The organism is Cupriavidus basilensis (genome assembly GCF_029335485.1).
GTDB lineage: Bacteria > Pseudomonadota > Gammaproteobacteria > Burkholderiales > Burkholderiaceae > Cupriavidus > Cupriavidus basilensis_E.
In genome coordinates this window covers 1-16,052 of the sequence record NZ_JARJLM010000068.1, presented here as the reverse complement: position 1 = coordinate 16,052, position 16,052 = coordinate 1, and the positions used below count along the sequence as shown (strand labels likewise).

Below are 16,052 nucleotides of genomic sequence, written 5' to 3'. Positions count from 1 at the left end.
ACCGGTCAGACGGTACCGTGCGCGGCTTCCAGGCTGTCATGGCGCACTACGGGCGGCCTGGCCGTGGCTGGTTTGGCACGGGGCGCCCTGCGCAAGCACCGCGTCGAACGCCAGTTCGCCAGTCCCACTTCATCACGGATCTCAGCGCAGACCTGAATCAGCCGCTCGATTTCCACCGCCGTCAGGCAGGCATTCATGGTCAGCCGCATCAAGGCCCGGTCGCGCGCCGTAGCAGGCGCGCAGAACACGGCGCCGAAGATGCCGCGCGACTGGAGCGCATTGCGCAGCACCATGGTCTGCTGCTCGGTGCCTGACTCCAACGCAATGATCTGCTCCGAACCCGCCGATACGTTATAGCCCAGACCGGCGAGCGCTTCCCGCGCTTCGGCTGAAACAGTACGCAACTGAGCGCGGCGCTCGTCGGCTGCGGCAATAAAGTCAGCAGCCGCATTGAACCAGGCCAGTTCATGATGCAGCAGCCCTGAGCTGAAGATTGCGGGACGGGATTCCATAGCGAAATAGCCCTTGAACGAAGACGGGCACGTGATTAGCCCGGCGCGCCCGCCGAAGGCCTTGGCCAGGCTGGCCGTCTGGAAGTGGACCCGGCGCGAGAGCCCAAGCTGAGCCACCAGGCCAGCACCGCCAGGACCGTGAGTACCTAATGAGTGGGATTCGTCGACCACCAGCACGCTGCCGGTGCGTTCGGCCACCTCCACGAATTCGGCCAGCGGGCAGAGACTGCCGTTCGTGCTGTAGACCGCGTCAACTACGATGATCCCGGGGCCGTCCTTGCGAATCTGGCGCTCCGCATGCTCGGCGTCGTTGTGCATGAATGGAATCGCACGGGCGTGCGCTGCATGCGCGCCTTCCCATAGTGACATGTGCGCCAGCATGTCCAGATAGACGGGTGTGCGTTCATTGGCGATGCTTTGCAGAAGGCCCACATTGGCTACCCACCCGGATTGACAAAGGATGCTGTCCTCGGCACCGGTGAACGCCGCCAGCTTGCGCTCGAGCTGACTGGCGGGATTGTCCCCGTGCAAGAAAATTGCCGACATCAGCAACTCGCTCTCCGGGCGGCGCATCGCCGTGCTCTGTGCCATCACCAGTGCCTGCTCGCCGAGCAGGCAAAGATAGTCGTTGCTCGAAAAATGAACCGCGTCGGGTCCAGGTTGCCGGCCGTGCAGCAAATGGCTGCCACCCCATCGCTTCTGTACCCGATCCAACGTGTGCCCCGCCACTCGAGCCGTGACGAAGTCCGGCCACGCTGCAGCCATCTGTAAGGCACTACCCGTTTGACGATAACCGGCGCCCGTATTATTCATTATTTTCCCCTTGGATATACTTCCGACAAAGAGCCGGCCGCGAACCGGCCGGCGATGGCTCGCCGCAACGCAGACGCGGCCCGCACCATTGTTTGCAATGTCTGGTCCGGGGTGGACATGGGTGCCTGCGTGACGTTGCGCCAACAGGCTATTCTGCCGCGTGCCGGCGTTCCTGCCATGTCAACTCAGTAGCGCGGGGGGAGCGCCGCCATACCACGGCTATTTGCGCGCGCGGCCTGCGGTGGACGTGTCGATAGGGACGGGGGCTGCGGCACGCGCGACGACAGCTGGGCACGAGCCAGCCACGGCCACCTCCATCTGCAGATATTCCGTCGGAGCATGGCCCAGCACGCGACGGAACATCGTCGAAAAAGCAGCCGGACTGTCGTAGCCGAAATCGAGCGCAATACGGGTAACGGCTTCGCCAGCCGCCAGCCGGGACAGCGCAAGGACCACGCAGGCGCGTTGGCGCCATTCGGAGAACGCCATTCCGGTCTGTTCGCGGAAGAACCGGCTGAAGGTCCGCGTGCTCATATGCAGTTCCCGCGCCCAGCGCTGTGGGGAGTCGTGGGTGTCGGGCTGCCCGAGAAAAGCCTGGCATAGCGGCAGGAGCCGCGCGTCGGCGGGTAACGGAATGTGCAGGGGCAATACCGTCATGCGCGCAATTTCATGCAGAAGCAGGGCGATCAGCGCCCCGTCCCGGCCATCCGGATCGTATTCCGCCCGCATCTCCACGGCGCCAATCAACAACTGCCGCACCAGGGGCGACACCCCGACCACCTGGCAGGCGTCGCCCGGCCACGGCAGGGCGCCGGGCTCGATATACAGGCTGCGTGTGCTGACCCCGACCATCCGGACTTCATGCAGCATCCCCGGAGGAATCCACACCGCCCGCTGCGGCGGGACGATCCAGTTCCCCTCCCGCGTCGCGACATGCATCACGCCGGTCGCGCCATAGAGCAACTGCGCGCGGCGATGGGTGTGCCAGGGCAGCAGGTAGCCTTTCGGGTAGTCGGTCCCGATGGCAACGACGGGGCGGGGCACCTGATCGAAATCGTCAATGCGGACGTTGAGCATGGATCGCGTGGATCGCGTGGATCGTGGATTGGCTGAAACGCAAATATTATTGACCAATCATCGAAAGCTGGCCATGACCAGACACCGTATCGTGACCGTTTCCCCAACGAGTCCCTGCGGTGTGATGCTTTATCTCCTCTTTGTACTATTTGGCTGCCTGACCGGTGTCAGCACGGTGTTGTTTGGTTTTGGCGGGGGATTCGTGGTCGTTCCCTTGCTTTACCGCACGCTCGCCAACGCTGATGGCCCGGGCCCGGCGGCAATGCATGTAGCCGTGGCCACGTCGACGGCGGTGATGATCGTGAATGCCTGGCTCGCCACCCGCAAACACCGTCTGGCAGGCAATATCCTTTCGCCCTACATCTGGCCGCTGGCGGGCTTTATCGGCCTGGGCGCCGTAGTGGGAGCCGGGGCCGCCGTCCTGGCCAGCGAGGATATCGTCCGCTTTGCCTTTGTTGCCTATCTTGCCGCTACCCTGGCGGATTGCCTGCTGCGCCGGGGTTTCCTCTCGCATGCGCCGGGAAGTGCTCCGCGGTCCCTCGGCCAGGCGCAAACGGTGGCAGGCGGCGTGGTGATCGGCGTGGTCGCCACCTTTCTTGGCGTGGGCGGCAGCGTCATGACAGTGCCGCTGCTGCGCCGCCGCGGCCTGAGCATGACGCAAGCCACGGCCATGGCGAATCCCCTGAGCCTGCCGGTTGCCGTGCTGGGAACGCTGACCTATGCCGCCATGGCCTGGCACCAGCCGCTCACACAGGGGCCCAGGTATCTCGGCAATATCGATCTTGCCGCGTTCGCGCTGCTTTCGCTCGGTTCCCTGGCCGGCATCCGCCTGGCGGGGCGGTGGGTCGGACGCATACCCGACCGGATCCATGCGCGCGTCTACATCGCGCTGCTGGCCCTGGTGATGGCCAGCATGATGATCAAGTGAAAGCCGCAAGGCACGCCGCTCGCGCACCATGGGCATCCGCCGGCAACGGCTCGGGCCGTCTCCCTACAGCCGTGGGAGCAGCGCTTGCTTGGATTGGCATCTCGCCACAAAGCGCTCTAAGATCAAGGGACCTTCATCGTTTCAGGACAGGGTCATGAGCAAGCCTGCCGCGCCGACCAAGCCAGCGTCACCCACCGCACCGCCGAAAACGGCACCGGCGCGGGGGGACAAGGACAGTCATGTGGAAGACGAACTGGACGAAGCCCTCGGCGAAACTTTCCCCGCGAGCGATCCGATCGCCGTGCACCCGCCGCGCTCCGCCCCCCGGCAGAAATAGCCCGGGAGCAAGGGCGGCTGGGCGCCCCCGCCTAGACCAGTTGCCGTAGCTGCGCCACCACCTTCATCAATTGCCCATGCGCGACGATGACGCCGGATTCGTCCTGCAGGGCTTGCTGGTAACGGTCGCGAAAGGTCGGCTCGCTGTCCGGGCCAAACAACTTCTCGGTGGCCGCCGCGACGGCGCGGCAGGTTTGATCGTGGTGTTCCGGTGCCTCCAGTTCCTCGTCGATCTCGATGATCAGCCGCGAGAGCGGGTCGAGCCAGCGGAAATAGGTCTCCTCGGTCACAACCTGCACGAACAGCCCGGCCGGGATCGGGCCGTGCAGGCGTTCATATTCGGCGCGGTTCAGCGCGATCACTTCCTTGTGCACCTTCAGCAGCGCGGCGCGCAGGGCGCGCAATCCGCTGCGGCGATCTTCCTGCTTGGCGAGGAACTGTTCGTGTGGCATATCCCTTCTCCTATTCTCGGCGGCCTGGAGTACAGGGGCCGGCATTCGGCCCGCCTGCCAGTATAGATAGGCCGGCCCTGCAGCGGAATGCCGGGCAACCCGGGGGATCAGGGCTGACAGCGCTGCGCTTTTGCGGGGTATATCGCGCGGATGTCAGCAGCGCAGCCGCGCCTGCTGCTCGCGCAAGGCGCGCTGGCGCTGGCGGTAGCCCTCCTGTTCTTCCTTCGGCAGGCGTGCCCGCCGCCTCATGCCATAGTCGGCTTCCAGCTGCCGCAACTGACTGCCCAGCCAATTGCACTGCTTGTACTCGGCCCGCGCCGCGTCGGCCTGTTCACGCGCGATGCGCGCCTGGTATTCGCGTTCCTCGGCCTCGCGGCTCTGCAGGAACTGCCGGTTGGCTTCATCGGTAGCCGGCTCGGGGCTGATCCGCGACAGGTTGCCGCCCAGCGCCGCCCCCTGCCAGCCCGGCGGGCAGGCCGTATCGGTATAGAGCGTCTTGCTGCCGCTGACGCATTTGCCCGCATGGGCGAAACCCATGCACGCGCAGAGCATGAACAAGACAAGGCAATGCCGCATGGCGGTCTCCCGTGGATGCCGCGAACGGCGATCGTCCTGGAATCGTCGACACGCCGGTACGCGGCAGATCGCGGCATGCGCGCCGGCCAGGGCATTCACGCAGCGCCAGGCGATTCCAGCCCGGCCCACATTCTTATTCGCCGGGCACGGCTTGTCCAGCCGCCGCGGGAGTACGGCAATAGTGCGGCAACGTTCAGCGCGGTTTCGCGCTACCGGATTCCGCTCGTCCGTCATCGTCTGCCAGTTCGCCCATCAGGTCGGCCGCCGTCGAGCGCCGTGCGTCGGCCGCACGGAAGTACCGCACCAGCGTAGCCACGCTGGTGTGTCCGGTCATGGCCATGGTTTCGGCCAGCGGCACCTGCCGCGCGGCGGCCTCGGTCACGAAGCCGGAGCGCAGCGAATGCGCCGAGAAATCTCCATCCAGCCCAGCCGCCTCGCAGCGCTGCTTGACGATCTTGCGCACGGCCGCATCCGACAGCGCCTCCCCCACATGGCCGCCGCGGCGAATGCGCCGGAAGATGGCGCCGTCACGGATTGCCGATGCGTGCAACCACGCCTCCAGCGCGGCGCCGGCGGCACCAACGACCGGCTTGGCGTTGTCGGGCAAATCCGCCCCGGCCTGGTTGGTCTTCGACCAGCCCAGCTGATAGACGAACTCGCCCGGCCCCATGCGCGTGAGGGCGGCTAGCGTGGCGCCCGCCACCTCGGAGCGCCGCCGGCCACCGCTGGACCAGGCGAACAGCAGCAAAGCCCGATCTCGCAAGCCGATCAGCGAATCGTCGCAAGTCTCCAGCAGGCGGGCCAAGGGCTCGCGCGTGAGCGCCGCCTTGCGTGCCGGACGCTCGCCCCGCTTTGCATAGGCGCGGCGCGTGCGCGCCACCAGTTCGCGCACGGCGGGATCGGCGCAGGGATTGGCTGCGTTTTCCAGTTGGTGGGCTTTGGCAATCACCGCCAGGCGATGCATCAGCGTGGCCAGCGCGGGCGGCCCGGTGCGCGCCTTGAGTCCGCGGGCAACCAGCGCGGTGTCGATGGCCGGTGGCAGTTCGCTGACCGGCCCCTGCGGCGTAGTGCGCGTGGCGTGGTCGACCACGAACTGGATGACGACCGCCGGCGCCAAGGGCAGGGCGATCGGCTGGCCGTAGCGCAGCGCGAACCAGCCCGCCCAGTAGCGCAGGGCGGACCGGTAGCTGGTCACCGTGTTGGCGGATTCCCCTTCGCGGTACAGCGCCTCGGCGGCCGCGCGCCCCATCGGATCAAGTTCGGACGGATGGAGCGGCGCGGGCAGATCGGCCTGTGCCGGCGCCACGAGGGATGCGCCGGCATGCTTTGGGGGGCATTCTGCCGTTTCCTCCGGGTCTGCCGAGAAATTCCGATATTTCATAATAAATATGATGTATGCTGTATTAAATTATACAACATCAATGGATAAGGCACGATAACTATTCCTTATCGTGCCTTATCCAGGTGGCCTGCCTGCATGCCACCGGAGAACTTGCCAGAACCATGCAAAACGCCAATCTTTCCGCCGCTACGCGCTCCCGCGCCATCACCCGCCAAGACGTCTGGCAAGCCGCCGACGCCTTGCTGCTGGCCGGCCAGCGCCCGACCATCGAGCGGATCCGGCTGCATCTGGGGCGGGGCTCGCCAAATACGGTCAGTCCGCACCTGGACGCCTGGTTCGCCGGCCTTGGCGCGCGCCTGCAGGATCCGCAGGCTTTTGCCGCGCCGGCCGATTTGCCCGAACCGGTGAACCAGGCGGCCCGCTACCTGTGGGAAGCAGCGCAGGCGGAGGCCAGGGCTGCCGTGACCGCCAGCTATGCCGGGCGGGAGGCCGCGCTGCAGCAGGCGCAGGAGGAACTGGAAGCCGGGCAGGCCGCCCTGGCGCAGGAACGCGCCGTGCTGGAAGCCAAGCTGGAAGCCGCTGACAGGGCACAGGCCGAACTGGCGCGCGCCCGGGACGAAGCCGGCGAACGCGCGGCCCGTGCCGAAGCGCAGTTGCTCGCCGGGCAGGAGGACAACGACGCGCTACGCGCCACACTGGCCCGCGCGCAGGTAGAGAAAGATGCGCTGCTGCGCGATACCGCGAGCCAGCGCGCGGCCTGGGACAAGGAACGCGAGATCATCACCGAGCGCTCGAACGCCAACGAACGGCGCATGGCGCTGGAACTGGACGCCGCGCGTGTGGCGGCAAGGGAAGGGCAGCGACTGCTGGACAACGAGCGGAAGGCCGGTCAGCAGAAGCTGGCGGAAGCCGCAGAGACCGCGGGGCGGCTCGCTGAGGAAGTTTCCAGGCTTGGGAATGCGTTGGCCGTACTGGACGAACGGGTCAGGCAGCAAGACAGCTTGCTGGCAGAGTACCGGCAGTTGCTGGAGAGCCGCGGCAGCGCGGAGCCTGAAGCCGTTCGGGCAAGACGCTCGCCGGCGCGGCAGGGCGCTGGCCGTGCCAGGCCGATCCGCCCGGTGCGGCGGACGCGGCTTGGCGCCTGACGCGAGAGGAATCCGCAGCCGCGACTTACTGGGGCAATCGTAAGTAAAACAGCAGGAATATCAGATAACCCTATGATTAAAATGATGTTTACATGGAAAAATCGAGGCAACGCGTTATCACATTCAAACGCAATGGCTGGCATGGCAAGATGCTAATGTGATCCGTTCACCTTCTGCCACAAACTATTGATATATATGGATTTTGTCCAGATCCGCCCCTAGCAAAGCTCTCTTGTTCGCCTGATACACGAGATATCGACCATATCTATCTGGTCCATAAGGAATGCTGCAGGGGCACACGCCCCACCCGCTCACGCCACCCGCAGCAAATGCTTCTGAATCTTCCCGCTGGTGGTTTTCGGCAACGCATCCACGAAGTGATAGCGGCGCGGACGCTTGTAGGCTGCCAGCCGGTCTCCGTGCACGAGGAAGCCATCAAGCACCTCCGCATTGGCCTCGGCCCCGGCCTTGCCCACCACGTAGGCGCAGACCACCTGCCCCCAGGTCGCATCCGCCTCGCCGATCACGGCGACTTCCAGCACGGCCGGATGTTCGATCAGGGCGTCCTCGACCTCGCGCGGATACACGTTTTCGGCGCCGGAGTTGATCATGTAGTCGATCCGGTCGCGGATCCACAGGTAGCCATCGGCGTCCAGGCTGCCGAGGTCGCCGGTGTGGTACCAGCCGTGGGCAAGGGCGCGGGCGTTGGCGTCCGGGCGGTTCAGGTAGCCGGCCATCATGCACGGGCCGCGCACCAGGATTTCACCGACCTCGCCGGGCGCGCAGCGCTCGGCGGGGTCGGTAGGCTCGCTGTCTTCGCGCAGGGCGGCCACGACCAGGTCATGGTTGAGCGAGGGCAGGCCGGCCGAGCCGGCGTGGCTGAGTTGCTCGTGCGGATACAGCACCGACATGCACGGCCCCATCTCGGTGGTGCCATAAACCTGCACCAGCCCCGCGCCTACGGTGCGATCCCACTCGCGGATCAGGTGCGGCGCCATCGATGCGCCGCCGTACTCGACCAGCCGCAGCGACGACAAGTCGCGTCGCTGCGCATCGGGGTGGTTGAGCAGCATGCTCACCATGGTCGGCGCGGCAAAGAAGTGCGTGACCTTCTCCGCTTCCACCAGTTGCCAGGCCTCGCCGGCGTCGAAGCGGCGCTGCAATACCTGCGTGGCGCCCAGTTGCAGGCGCGGCAGGAAGCTGGTGTGCAGCTCGGCCGTGTGGTTGAGCGGGGCGATCGACAGGCCCACGTCCTCGCGCGAGAGCGTCATGGCCTGATGCATCATGGCGTTGTGCGCGAGCTTGCTTCGATGGGTGTGCAGCACGCCCTTGGGCCGGCCGGTGGTGCCGCTGGTGTACATCAGGATGCAGGGATCGTCCTCGCCGACGGCGATCTGCGGCGCATGGCTGGACTGGCCCCCGGCCAGCGCGGCCAGTGCGTGGGTGGCGAAAGCTGGCGCGGCGCCGTCGTCGGCGTAGATCCAGCGCGCCGTGCCGGGCGCCAGCTCCACCGCCTTTTCCACCACGGCAGCACCTTCCTGCTCGAACAGCAGCGCGGCAGCCTTGCCATCGGACAGGATGAAGGCCAGTTCCTGCGCCGCCAGCCGGTAATTGACCGGGTTGAAGACCGCGCCGATACGGGCCGCCGCCAGCAGGCTGAACACGAAGGCTGGCGTGTTGTAGAGGAAGGCTGCCACCACGTCGCCGGGCCCCACGCCGGTTGACAGCAGCCCATGGGCATGCCGGTTGACCTCGGCATCGAGTTCGGCGTAGGTCCAGGTACGGCGCGACGCGCCCGTGCCGGCCACCAGGGCGGTTTTGCGCGGCAGGTAGCGCGCCGGCCAGGAAAGGGTGTCGCCCAGCGTAAGGACGTGCGTCAAGGTAAGGCTCCGGCTGCGGTGGGGGAGGATGGCCTCGCTGGGCCATCCGGCGAAAGCGGACGAATATAAAGTGAGCGCCACAAATTTGGAAATAACGATTAGCACTGTGCATATATGGATCGGCGGTGGTATGCCTGCGGGCTCGTCCTGGCGGACGGAACGCGCTACAGTTTTGGCCATGCACGCCGGCGCTCCCGGCGCCGGCAACCGTTGCAGCTGAACGAAAGGATCCCATGATGACCCCGGCCACCGAGCCCGCTACCCAGCAAAAGCCCGTCCTCGATGCGGCGCAACTGCGCAACTTCGTCGAGCGCAAATGGAACGACGAAATCGTGCCGGCGCTGACCGACTACATCGCGGTACCGGCCAAGAGCCCCGCCTTCGATCCCGACTGGGCGCGCCACGGCTTTATCGAACGGGCGGTGACCGAGGCGGCGACATGGGCGGAGCGGCAGCCGGTGCGTGGCCTCAGGCTGGAAATCGTCAGACTGCCCGGCCGCACGCCGGTGATCTTCTTCGAATCGGCCGCCACGCGTTCCGGCAGTACGGAAACCATCGTGTTGTACGGCCACCTGGACAAGCAGCCCGAATTCTCGGGCTGGCGCAATGACCTGGGGCCCTGGACCCCGAAACTCGAGAACGGCAAGCTGTATGGCCGCGGCGGCGCCGACGATGGCTATGCCATCTACGCCAGCCTGACCGCGCTGGCGGCGCTGGATGCACAGGGCATCGAACGCCCGCGCTGTGTGGGCCTGATCGAAACCTGCGAGGAATCAGGCAGTTACGACCTGCTGCCCTATGTCGATGCGCTGCGCGAGCGGCTCGGCAAGGTGTCGCTGGTGGTCTGCCTGGACTCCGGCGCGGGCAACTACGACCAGCTCTGGCTGACCACATCGCTGCGCGGCCTCGTGGCAGGCGACCTGGAGGTGGAAGTGCTGGACGAAGGTATCCATTCCGGCTCCAACGGCGGCATCGCGCCGTCGAGCTTCCGCATCATGCGCCAGTTGTTCGAGCGGCTGGAGGACGCCGCCACCGGCAACCTGCTGCCCGCCGCCTTTCATTGCCCGATTCCGCCGCAGCGCCTGCGCGAAGCCGAGGCCACCGCGCGCGTCCTGGGCGACGAGGTCTGGAAGAGCCTGCCATGGGCCTGCGGCCAGGATGGACGGCCGGTGCTACCCGTCACCGGAGACGCGCGCGAGGTACTGCTGAACTCCACCTGGCGGCCCTCGCTGTCGGTGACCGGTGCGGCCGGACTGCCGGCGCTGGCCGATGCCGGCAATGTGCTGCGCCCGCGCACGGCGTTCAAGCTGTCGCTGCGGCTGCCGCCGCTGGTGGAAGCAAGCCAGGCCGTGGCCGATCTCAAGGCCCTGCTCGAATTCGACCCGCCTTATAACGCCAGCGTGACCTTCCGCCCCGATGCCGGGGCGGCCAGCGGCTGGAGCGCGCCGGAGCTGGCGCCGTGGCTGGCATCGGCCCTCAACGGCGTATCGCGCGAGCACTATGGTGCGGATTGCGGCTACATCGGCCAGGGTGGCACCATCCCGCTCATGAACACCTTGAAGGCAGGCTTTCCCCACGCCCAGTTCATGGTCTGTGGCGTGCTGGGCCCGAAATCGAATGCCCATGGCCCCAACGAGTTCCTGCATGTGCCCTATGCCAAGAAGCTCACCGCGGCCGTGGCAGGGGTGATTGCCGCCGCGCCCTGAGCGCTTCGGCGCGGCCGGGAGCAGCCCGGCAACCGCCCGGCAGCATGAGCCAATTGACACAAGACACGCCGGTCCGGCGCCGCTATCGTGGCTGCGTCGGGTTGGCTGGCGTGTGCGTTCCGCCAGACCTCAGCCCAGACCAACCACGCAATGGACGGATTGGACGGATCGGACGGAACCATGAACGGAAAGACTCGGCAGGGCAGGGAAGACGTGCGCATCGGCGGCGCTTCGGGCTTCTGGGGCGACAGTGCGATCGGCCCCGCGCAACTGGTGGAGAAAGGGAAGGTCGACTACCTCGTATTCGACTACCTTGCCGAACTCACCATGTCGCTGCTGGCCGCCGCGCGGCTGAAAAACCCGGAGGCCGGCTATGCGCTGGACTTCGTCACCGGCGCCCTGCGGGCTGTGCTCAAGCCGGCCATGGCGCAAGGGATCTGTATCGTCAGCAACGCCGGCGGCGTCAATCCGCGCGCCTGCGCGGCGGCGGTGCGCAAGCTGGCGGAGGAGCTGGGCGTGCCGGCGCGGGTGGCGGTGGTAGAGGGCGATGACCTGATGCCGCAACTGGAGGCGCTGCGCGCGACCGGGGTGCGGGACATGCAGAGCGGCGCCGCCATGCCCGCGCGCGTCCTGACCGCCAACGCCTACCTGGGCGCCTTGCCGATCCAGGCGGCGCTGGACGCCGGCGCCGATATCGTGATCACCGGCCGCTGCGTGGATAGCGCGGTGACGCTGGGCGTGCTGATGCACGAGTTCGGCTGGAGCCCGACCGACTATGATCTGCTGGCCGCGGGCAGCCTGGCGGGGCACATCATCGAGTGCGGCTGCCAGGCCACCGGCGGCCTGCACACGGACTGGGAACAGGTGCCGGACTGGGCCAATATCGGCTACCCGGTGGTGGCCTGCCGGGCCGACGGCACCTTCCTGGTCGGCAAGCCGCCCGGTACCGGCGGGCTGGTCAGCCCCGCCACCGTCGGCGAGCAGATGCTGTACGAAATCGGCGATCCCGCCGCCTACCTGCTGCCCGACGTAGTCTGCGACTTCACTGGCGTGACCCTGCGCCAGGCCGGCGCGGACCTGGTGGAAGTGCAGGGCGCCAGGGGCCGCGCACCCACCCCGAGCTACAAGGTGTCGGCCACCTATGCCGACGGCTACCGTTGCTCGGCCCAGCTGACCATCGTCGGTTTCGATGCCGTGCGCAAGGCCCGCCGCAGCGGCGAGGCCTTCCTGGAGCGCACCCGCGCGCTGCTGGCCCGGGCCGGCATGCCGGATTTCACGGAAACCCGGCTGGACGTGCTTGGCACGGCCGCATCCTTTGGACCGCATGTGCCACAGCCGACGCTCTTCGAGGCGGTGATGTGGCTGGCCGTGACCCACCCGGACAAACGCGCGCTGGAACTGTTTGCCCGCGAAATCGCGCCGGCCGGCACCTCCTGGTCGCCCGGCACGACGGGCGTGGGCGGCAGGCCGTCGGTCAGCCTGGCGATCAAGCAGTTTCCTTTCCTGGTGCCGAAAGAGCGGGTGCAGCCAGCGGTCTGGCTCGACGATCAGCCGGTGCCATTGCCGGCGGCTTGCGCCGCAGGGGCCGACACAACGGAGGCAGACCCGGTCATGGATGGACCACGTTCCGCATCCGGCGCGCAGGTACCTGGCGCAGACTGGATCGAGGTGCCCCTGATCCGGCTCGCCTACGGACGCAGCGGCGACAAGGGCGACTTCTCCAACATCGGCATCATCCCGCGCGACCCCGCCTACCTGCCGCTGATCGCGGCGCAGCTCACCGAGACCGCGGTGGCGGCCTTCCTGGCCCATAACGTCAAGGGCAGGGTGACGCGTTACTTCCTGCCCGGCATCGGCGCCTTCAACTTCCTCTGCGAACAGGCGCTCGGCGGCGGCGGCATGGCCTCGCTGCGCAACGATCCGCTCGGCAAGGGCATGGGACAGGTCCTGCTGGCGATGCCGGTGCGGGTGCCGCCGGAACTGGCCCGGGCGCGGGGCGCATAAGCCGGGGCGCAAGCCGTGCGAGCATCGGGATAAACCCCCATCCGCCGGCTGCTCGGCTGCCATCGCTGGCATGATGCTGGAGGCCTGCAGGCCTCCGGGTGCGATTTGCGATCATTCGCGATGCGTGCCCGGCGCTTGCCCCTTCTTGCCGAACCAGGTGCCTGCCCGCGCGACAGCGCGCACCGTGAACAGTGTGAGACCGAGATGCTGCCAACGTTGGAATCCCTGCGAGACGCGACGGCCCGCTCCGGTGACCGGCCGAGCGGAAGCTTTATGTGGCTGGACCCCGATCGCGTCCTGTACGTCGGGCTGCTTGGCGCGCCGTCGGTGCGCGCCATCGGCGCCATCCTGCTGTACGTGGCGCTGGACGCGCCGTTTCGCCTGAGCGTGGCGGATGGCGCCTGGGAGACGGCCGAGATAGCCATGGTGCCGCCGTACGCGCCGCACCGCATTGTGTCCGACAGCCGCACCCTCTGCGGCTTCCTGATCGAACCCGAAACCGTGGACATGTCGCGGCTGCCGCCGCTCTTGCGCGGCCCCGGCGGCGCGCTGGCGGCCCCGCGGCAGGCGCAGCATGCGCGCGACCTGATCGCCCAGCTGCGCGGCATGCGGCGTCCGGCGCTGGATCCCTGCCTGCTGGACACGTTGATGCTTGGCGGGCCGCTGGCCCCGCGCACGCTCGATCCGCGCATCGATGCGGCCGTGCGCCAGATCAAGGGCGAACCGGGCGGCCGCAGCGCCGCCACCGACCATGCACGCGAGGCCAATTTGTCGTTTTCGCGCTTCCTCCACTTGTTCAAGGCGGAAATTGGGACGCCATTCCGCACCTTCCGCACCTGGAAACGCGCCCGCAGCCTGCTGCACTACGTCACCCAGGAGGCCAACCTGGCGGATGTCGCGCTAGACACCGGCTATCCGGATTCCACCCATTTCAGCCACTCCATCCGCCGCGTGTACGGGCTCAAGCCGCGGGATATCTTTGCCGGGTCGCGCAGGCTGGCACTGCACGGCATGCCGCGCACGGCGGCTTACCAGGCTGCCTAGGCCCGGAACGCGCCGGAGAGCAGGGCGCGGCAACCACTTTTCACAAGACCACGGGCGTGCCGCGCGCCGGAATCGAACCTGCCACCGGCCCCCGGAATCGGTCCGCCCCGCTGCCGCGGGCGGGATGCCGCCGGCAATGGCAATATGGCGAAGCGCGGTGAACGACAACGAGCCATCCCACTGCAAGAGCAAGAACCAGCCGGATACCAGACCATGAAAGACACCTGCCAGGACCTGCTGGCCGAATACAGCGAGCTGGGCGCGCTCGCCGCCACGCTCACGCCCGCGCAATGGCGCCAGCCCAGCGCCTTCTACGGCTGGAGCGCGTGGGACGAGATCGCCCACCTGTGCTACTTCGACCAGACCGCGCTGCAGGCCGCCACCGACCCGGAGGGCTTCCTGCGCGACGCGCAGGCGCTCAACACGCTGATGGCGGCGGGTGGGCATATCAGCGCGGTGGCGCGCGAGGTGTACGGCCATCTCGACGGCCCGGCGCTGCTGGCGCACTGGCAGCCCCTGTACCGGCACCTGGTACAGACCCTCTGCGCGCTGGATCCCAAGGCGCGCCTGCCCTGGTACGGGCCGCCCATGAGCGCGCGCAGCTTCGCCACCGCGCGGCTGATGGAGACGTGGGCGCATGGGCAGGATGTCTGGGATACGGTCGGGCAGGTGCGCGCGCCGACTGCCCGCCTCAGGCATATCGCGCATATTGGCGCCACCACCTATGGCTGGACCTTCGTCAACCGCGGCGAGCCGGTGCCCGGGGCCGCGCCCTATGTGGAGCTGAGCGCGCCCGATGGCGGGCAATGGACGTGGAACGAGCCGCAGGCGGACAACTTCGTGCGCGGCAGCGCCGAGGACTTCTGCCTGCTGGTCACGCAGCGCCGCCACCTGGACGATACCCGGCTGCAATACAGTCCCGGCCCGGCGCAGCAATGGCTGGCGCAGGCCCAGTGCTTCGCTGGACCGCCTGCCACCGGGCCCGCTGCCGGCACGCGCGTCGTGCGAACGGCGACGGCAGGGTGAACGCGCCCGAAGCCGCGTTGCGCATGGCGGCCGGCGTGCCACTTTCGCCGGCGCTGGCTGCCGGGATCGACCGGGCCTTGCGCGCGCTCAACGCGGACCCGGGCGAGACCTGCCTGTCCGAGCACGCCTTCGCCAACCTGTTCCTGTTCAGGCAGGCGCACGCCTACCGTTACGTCGGCGGCGACTATCCTCATGTCAGCGGCCTGACTTACGACGGCGCCCGCCACGCGCTACCGCTGTTCACGCTGGAGACAACACCGCTGCCGGTCGTGCGTGCGCTGCTGCGCGAGCACGATTGCCTTTATCCGCTCTCCACGAACCAGGTGGCTCGGCTCGACCCGGGCATCTTCACCTGGAGCGAAGCGCGGGCCGATGCGGATTACCTCTATCCGGCGGCCAACTTTGCCGCCTATCGCGGCACCACCCTGGCCAAGAAGCGCAACCTGGTAAAACAGCTTCTGGCCGCGCATACGGTAACCGCCCGTCCTTACCACACGGGCCTGGCCGGCGAGGCCATGGCCGTGCATGCGGGCTGGATGCAGGCCAAGCGCAAGGCCGACGGCGAAGCCGACGACGCGCCGTGCTGCGAGGCGCTGCAACTGGCCGATGCGCTCGGCCTGGAAGGCTTCCTGTACGAAGTGGCCGGCCAGCCGGCGGGCTTCGTGCTGGCGCAGGAGATCCGCCCGGCGGTCTTCGCCATGCGCTTTGCCAAGGGACTGGATACCTGCAAGGGCATCTACCAGTACATGTTCCAGCATTTCTGCACAGCCTTCGCCCGGCCGGTCGCATGGCTGAATTTCGAGCAGGACATGGGGTTGGACAACTTCCGGCAGACCAAGATTTCGTATGCGCCGAGCGCCTTGCTGCCGAAGTACCGGGTGAGGCTGCGGGTGGACTGAGCGCGTTGTCCCCAAAGGGCGATCCGACGCTCAGGACGCTGCTGGCCGTGCTGAAGACCATTGGCATGCGGCTTTCCGTTGAGCTTGAGCATCACGCTACGGCTTAAATGGCTGCTGTTTAAAGGTTAAGCGATGTGGTTGGCGTGGGCGGCTCGGGATTTTTTTTGGGTATTATTTAGGGTTGCAGGGCCTAAAGGCGGAGTGGTGTCGGGCTCTTGGGACTGGGTGGGTTGAGACAGGTCTGCAGGGCCTAAAGGCGGAGTGGCGTCGGGCTCTTGGGACTGGGTGGGTTGAGACAGGCCTGCAGGGCCT

At 67.2% G+C, this 16,052-nt stretch carries 14 protein-coding genes and 1 pseudogene; 9 read left to right on the top strand and 6 right to left on the bottom strand.

Going from position 1 to position 16,052, the window contains the following annotated elements; genetic code table 11:
- Nucleotides 1–5 precede the first annotated feature (5 nt).
- Together cqsA and P3W85_RS03940 are read right to left on the bottom strand one after the other, a co-directional pair.
- Complete coding sequence (cqsA, locus tag P3W85_RS03945) at nt 6–1,325, bottom strand: alpha-hydroxyketone-type quorum-sensing autoinducer synthase (protein ID WP_346430233.1); 1,320 nt, start codon at nt 1,323–1,325, stop codon at nt 6–8.
- 219 nt (nt 1,326–1,544) lie between these two features.
- Nucleotides 1,545–2,402 carry an AraC family transcriptional regulator gene (locus tag P3W85_RS03940; RefSeq protein ID WP_276263801.1) on the bottom strand — a complete coding sequence of 286 codons (858 nt, stop codon included), beginning with the start codon at nt 2,400–2,402 and terminating at the stop codon, nt 1,545–1,547.
- 124 nt (nt 2,403–2,526) lie between these two features.
- Here P3W85_RS03940 and P3W85_RS03935 point away from each other — a divergent pair, with 124 nt between their 5' ends.
- Nucleotides 2,527–3,330 carry a sulfite exporter TauE/SafE family protein gene (locus tag P3W85_RS03935; protein WP_276263804.1) on the top strand — a complete coding sequence of 268 codons (804 nt, stop codon included), beginning with the start codon at nt 2,527–2,529 and terminating at the stop codon, nt 3,328–3,330.
- A gap of 154 nt (nt 3,331–3,484) precedes the next feature.
- Entirely contained in the window at nt 3,485–3,667 is a 183-nt protein-coding gene (locus P3W85_RS03930; protein WP_017229776.1) for a hypothetical protein, read from the top strand.
- 31 nt (nt 3,668–3,698) lie between these two features.
- On the opposite strand, the gene P3W85_RS03925 is transcribed toward P3W85_RS03930, so the two are convergent.
- The 3 genes from P3W85_RS03925 to P3W85_RS03915 form a co-directional block, all read right to left on the bottom strand.
- On the bottom strand, nt 3,699–4,118 hold the full coding sequence (locus tag P3W85_RS03925; RefSeq protein ID WP_017229775.1) for a hypothetical protein: 420 nt from the start codon (nt 4,116–4,118) through the stop codon (nt 3,699–3,701).
- A 153-nt stretch (nt 4,119–4,271) separates the two neighbouring features.
- Nucleotides 4,272–4,694, bottom strand: a complete 423-nt coding sequence (locus P3W85_RS03920) for a hypothetical protein (RefSeq protein WP_276263800.1) — start codon at nt 4,692–4,694, stop codon at nt 4,272–4,274.
- 193 nt (nt 4,695–4,887) lie between these two features.
- Complete coding sequence (locus P3W85_RS03915) at nt 4,888–5,943, bottom strand: site-specific integrase (RefSeq protein ID WP_276263803.1); 1,056 nt, start codon at nt 5,941–5,943, stop codon at nt 4,888–4,890.
- A 254-nt stretch (nt 5,944–6,197) separates the two neighbouring features.
- Between P3W85_RS03915 and P3W85_RS03910 the strand changes: the two genes are divergently transcribed.
- Nucleotides 6,198–7,181 (top strand): DNA-binding protein, encoded by a 984-nt coding sequence (locus P3W85_RS03910; RefSeq protein ID WP_276263799.1) that lies wholly within the window; start codon nt 6,198–6,200, stop codon nt 7,179–7,181.
- Between the two features lie 311 nt (nt 7,182–7,492).
- On the opposite strand, the gene P3W85_RS03905 is transcribed toward P3W85_RS03910, so the two are convergent.
- Nucleotides 7,493–9,061, bottom strand: coding sequence for a fatty acid--CoA ligase (locus P3W85_RS03905; RefSeq protein ID WP_017229771.1), 1,569 nt, complete (start codon nt 9,059–9,061; stop codon nt 7,493–7,495).
- A gap of 236 nt (nt 9,062–9,297) precedes the next feature.
- On the opposite strand from P3W85_RS03905, the gene P3W85_RS03900 reads away from it, so the two are divergent.
- From P3W85_RS03900 to P3W85_RS45460, 6 genes and pseudogenes are all read left to right on the top strand, one after another.
- The gene (locus P3W85_RS03900) at nt 9,298–10,767 is read left to right on the top strand and encodes a M20 family metallopeptidase (protein WP_276263802.1); all 1,470 of its coding nucleotides are present in this window, start codon (nt 9,298–9,300) and stop codon (nt 10,765–10,767) included.
- Between the two features lie 180 nt (nt 10,768–10,947).
- Complete coding sequence (locus P3W85_RS03895) at nt 10,948–12,771, top strand: acyclic terpene utilization AtuA family protein (protein ID WP_276263798.1); 1,824 nt, start codon at nt 10,948–10,950, stop codon at nt 12,769–12,771.
- Nucleotides 12,772–13,044: 273 nt separating this feature from the next.
- Complete coding sequence (locus tag P3W85_RS03890; protein WP_276263797.1) at nt 13,045–13,815, top strand: AraC family transcriptional regulator; 771 nt, start codon at nt 13,045–13,047, stop codon at nt 13,813–13,815.
- A gap of 213 nt (nt 13,816–14,028) precedes the next feature.
- A complete protein-coding gene (locus P3W85_RS03885) occupies nt 14,029–14,841 on the top strand; it encodes a TIGR03084 family metal-binding protein (RefSeq protein ID WP_276263796.1) in 813 nt (270 codons plus the stop codon).
- Nucleotides 14,751–15,740, top strand: a complete 990-nt coding sequence (locus P3W85_RS03880) for a phosphatidylglycerol lysyltransferase domain-containing protein (protein WP_430869488.1) — start codon at nt 14,751–14,753, stop codon at nt 15,738–15,740. Before P3W85_RS03885 ends, P3W85_RS03880 begins: the two co-directional genes overlap by 91 nt.
- Nucleotides 15,674–15,847 (top strand): annotated as a pseudogene (locus P3W85_RS45460) (transcriptional regulator); the annotation flags it as partial. The gene P3W85_RS03880 and the pseudogene P3W85_RS45460, both read left to right, overlap by 67 nt.
- Between the last annotated feature and the right edge of the window lie 205 nt (nt 15,848–16,052).

What these genes read in the sequence shown, in the direction of transcription:
- P3W85_RS03890 (WP_276263797.1), top strand. Translation starts at nt 13,045, where the DNA reads ATGTGGCTGGACCCCGATCGCGTCCTGTACGTCGGGCTGCTTGGCGCG.
- P3W85_RS03910 (WP_276263799.1), top strand. Translation starts at nt 6,198, where the DNA reads ATGCAAAACGCCAATCTTTCCGCCGCTACGCGCTCCCGCGCCATCACC.
- P3W85_RS03915 (WP_276263803.1), bottom strand. Translation starts at nt 5,943, where the DNA reads ATGGGGCGCGCGGCCGCCGAGGCGCTGTACCGCGAAGGGGAATCCGCC.
- P3W85_RS03900 (WP_276263802.1), top strand. Translation starts at nt 9,298, where the DNA reads ATGACCCCGGCCACCGAGCCCGCTACCCAGCAAAAGCCCGTCCTCGAT.
- P3W85_RS03880 (WP_430869488.1), top strand. Translation starts at nt 14,751, where the DNA reads ATGGCTGGCGCAGGCCCAGTGCTTCGCTGGACCGCCTGCCACCGGGCC.
- P3W85_RS03895 (WP_276263798.1), top strand. Translation starts at nt 10,948, where the DNA reads ATGAACGGAAAGACTCGGCAGGGCAGGGAAGACGTGCGCATCGGCGGC.
- cqsA (WP_346430233.1), bottom strand. Translation starts at nt 1,325, where the DNA reads ATGAATAATACGGGCGCCGGTTATCGTCAAACGGGTAGTGCCTTACAG.
- P3W85_RS03940 (WP_276263801.1), bottom strand. Translation starts at nt 2,402, where the DNA reads ATGCTCAACGTCCGCATTGACGATTTCGATCAGGTGCCCCGCCCCGTC.
- P3W85_RS03885 (WP_276263796.1), top strand. Translation starts at nt 14,029, where the DNA reads ATGAAAGACACCTGCCAGGACCTGCTGGCCGAATACAGCGAGCTGGGC.
- P3W85_RS03935 (WP_276263804.1), top strand. Translation starts at nt 2,527, where the DNA reads ATGCTTTATCTCCTCTTTGTACTATTTGGCTGCCTGACCGGTGTCAGC.
- P3W85_RS03930 (WP_017229776.1), top strand. Translation starts at nt 3,485, where the DNA reads ATGAGCAAGCCTGCCGCGCCGACCAAGCCAGCGTCACCCACCGCACCG.
- P3W85_RS03920 (WP_276263800.1), bottom strand. Translation starts at nt 4,694, where the DNA reads ATGCGGCATTGCCTTGTCTTGTTCATGCTCTGCGCGTGCATGGGTTTC.
- P3W85_RS03925 (WP_017229775.1), bottom strand. Translation starts at nt 4,118, where the DNA reads ATGCCACACGAACAGTTCCTCGCCAAGCAGGAAGATCGCCGCAGCGGA.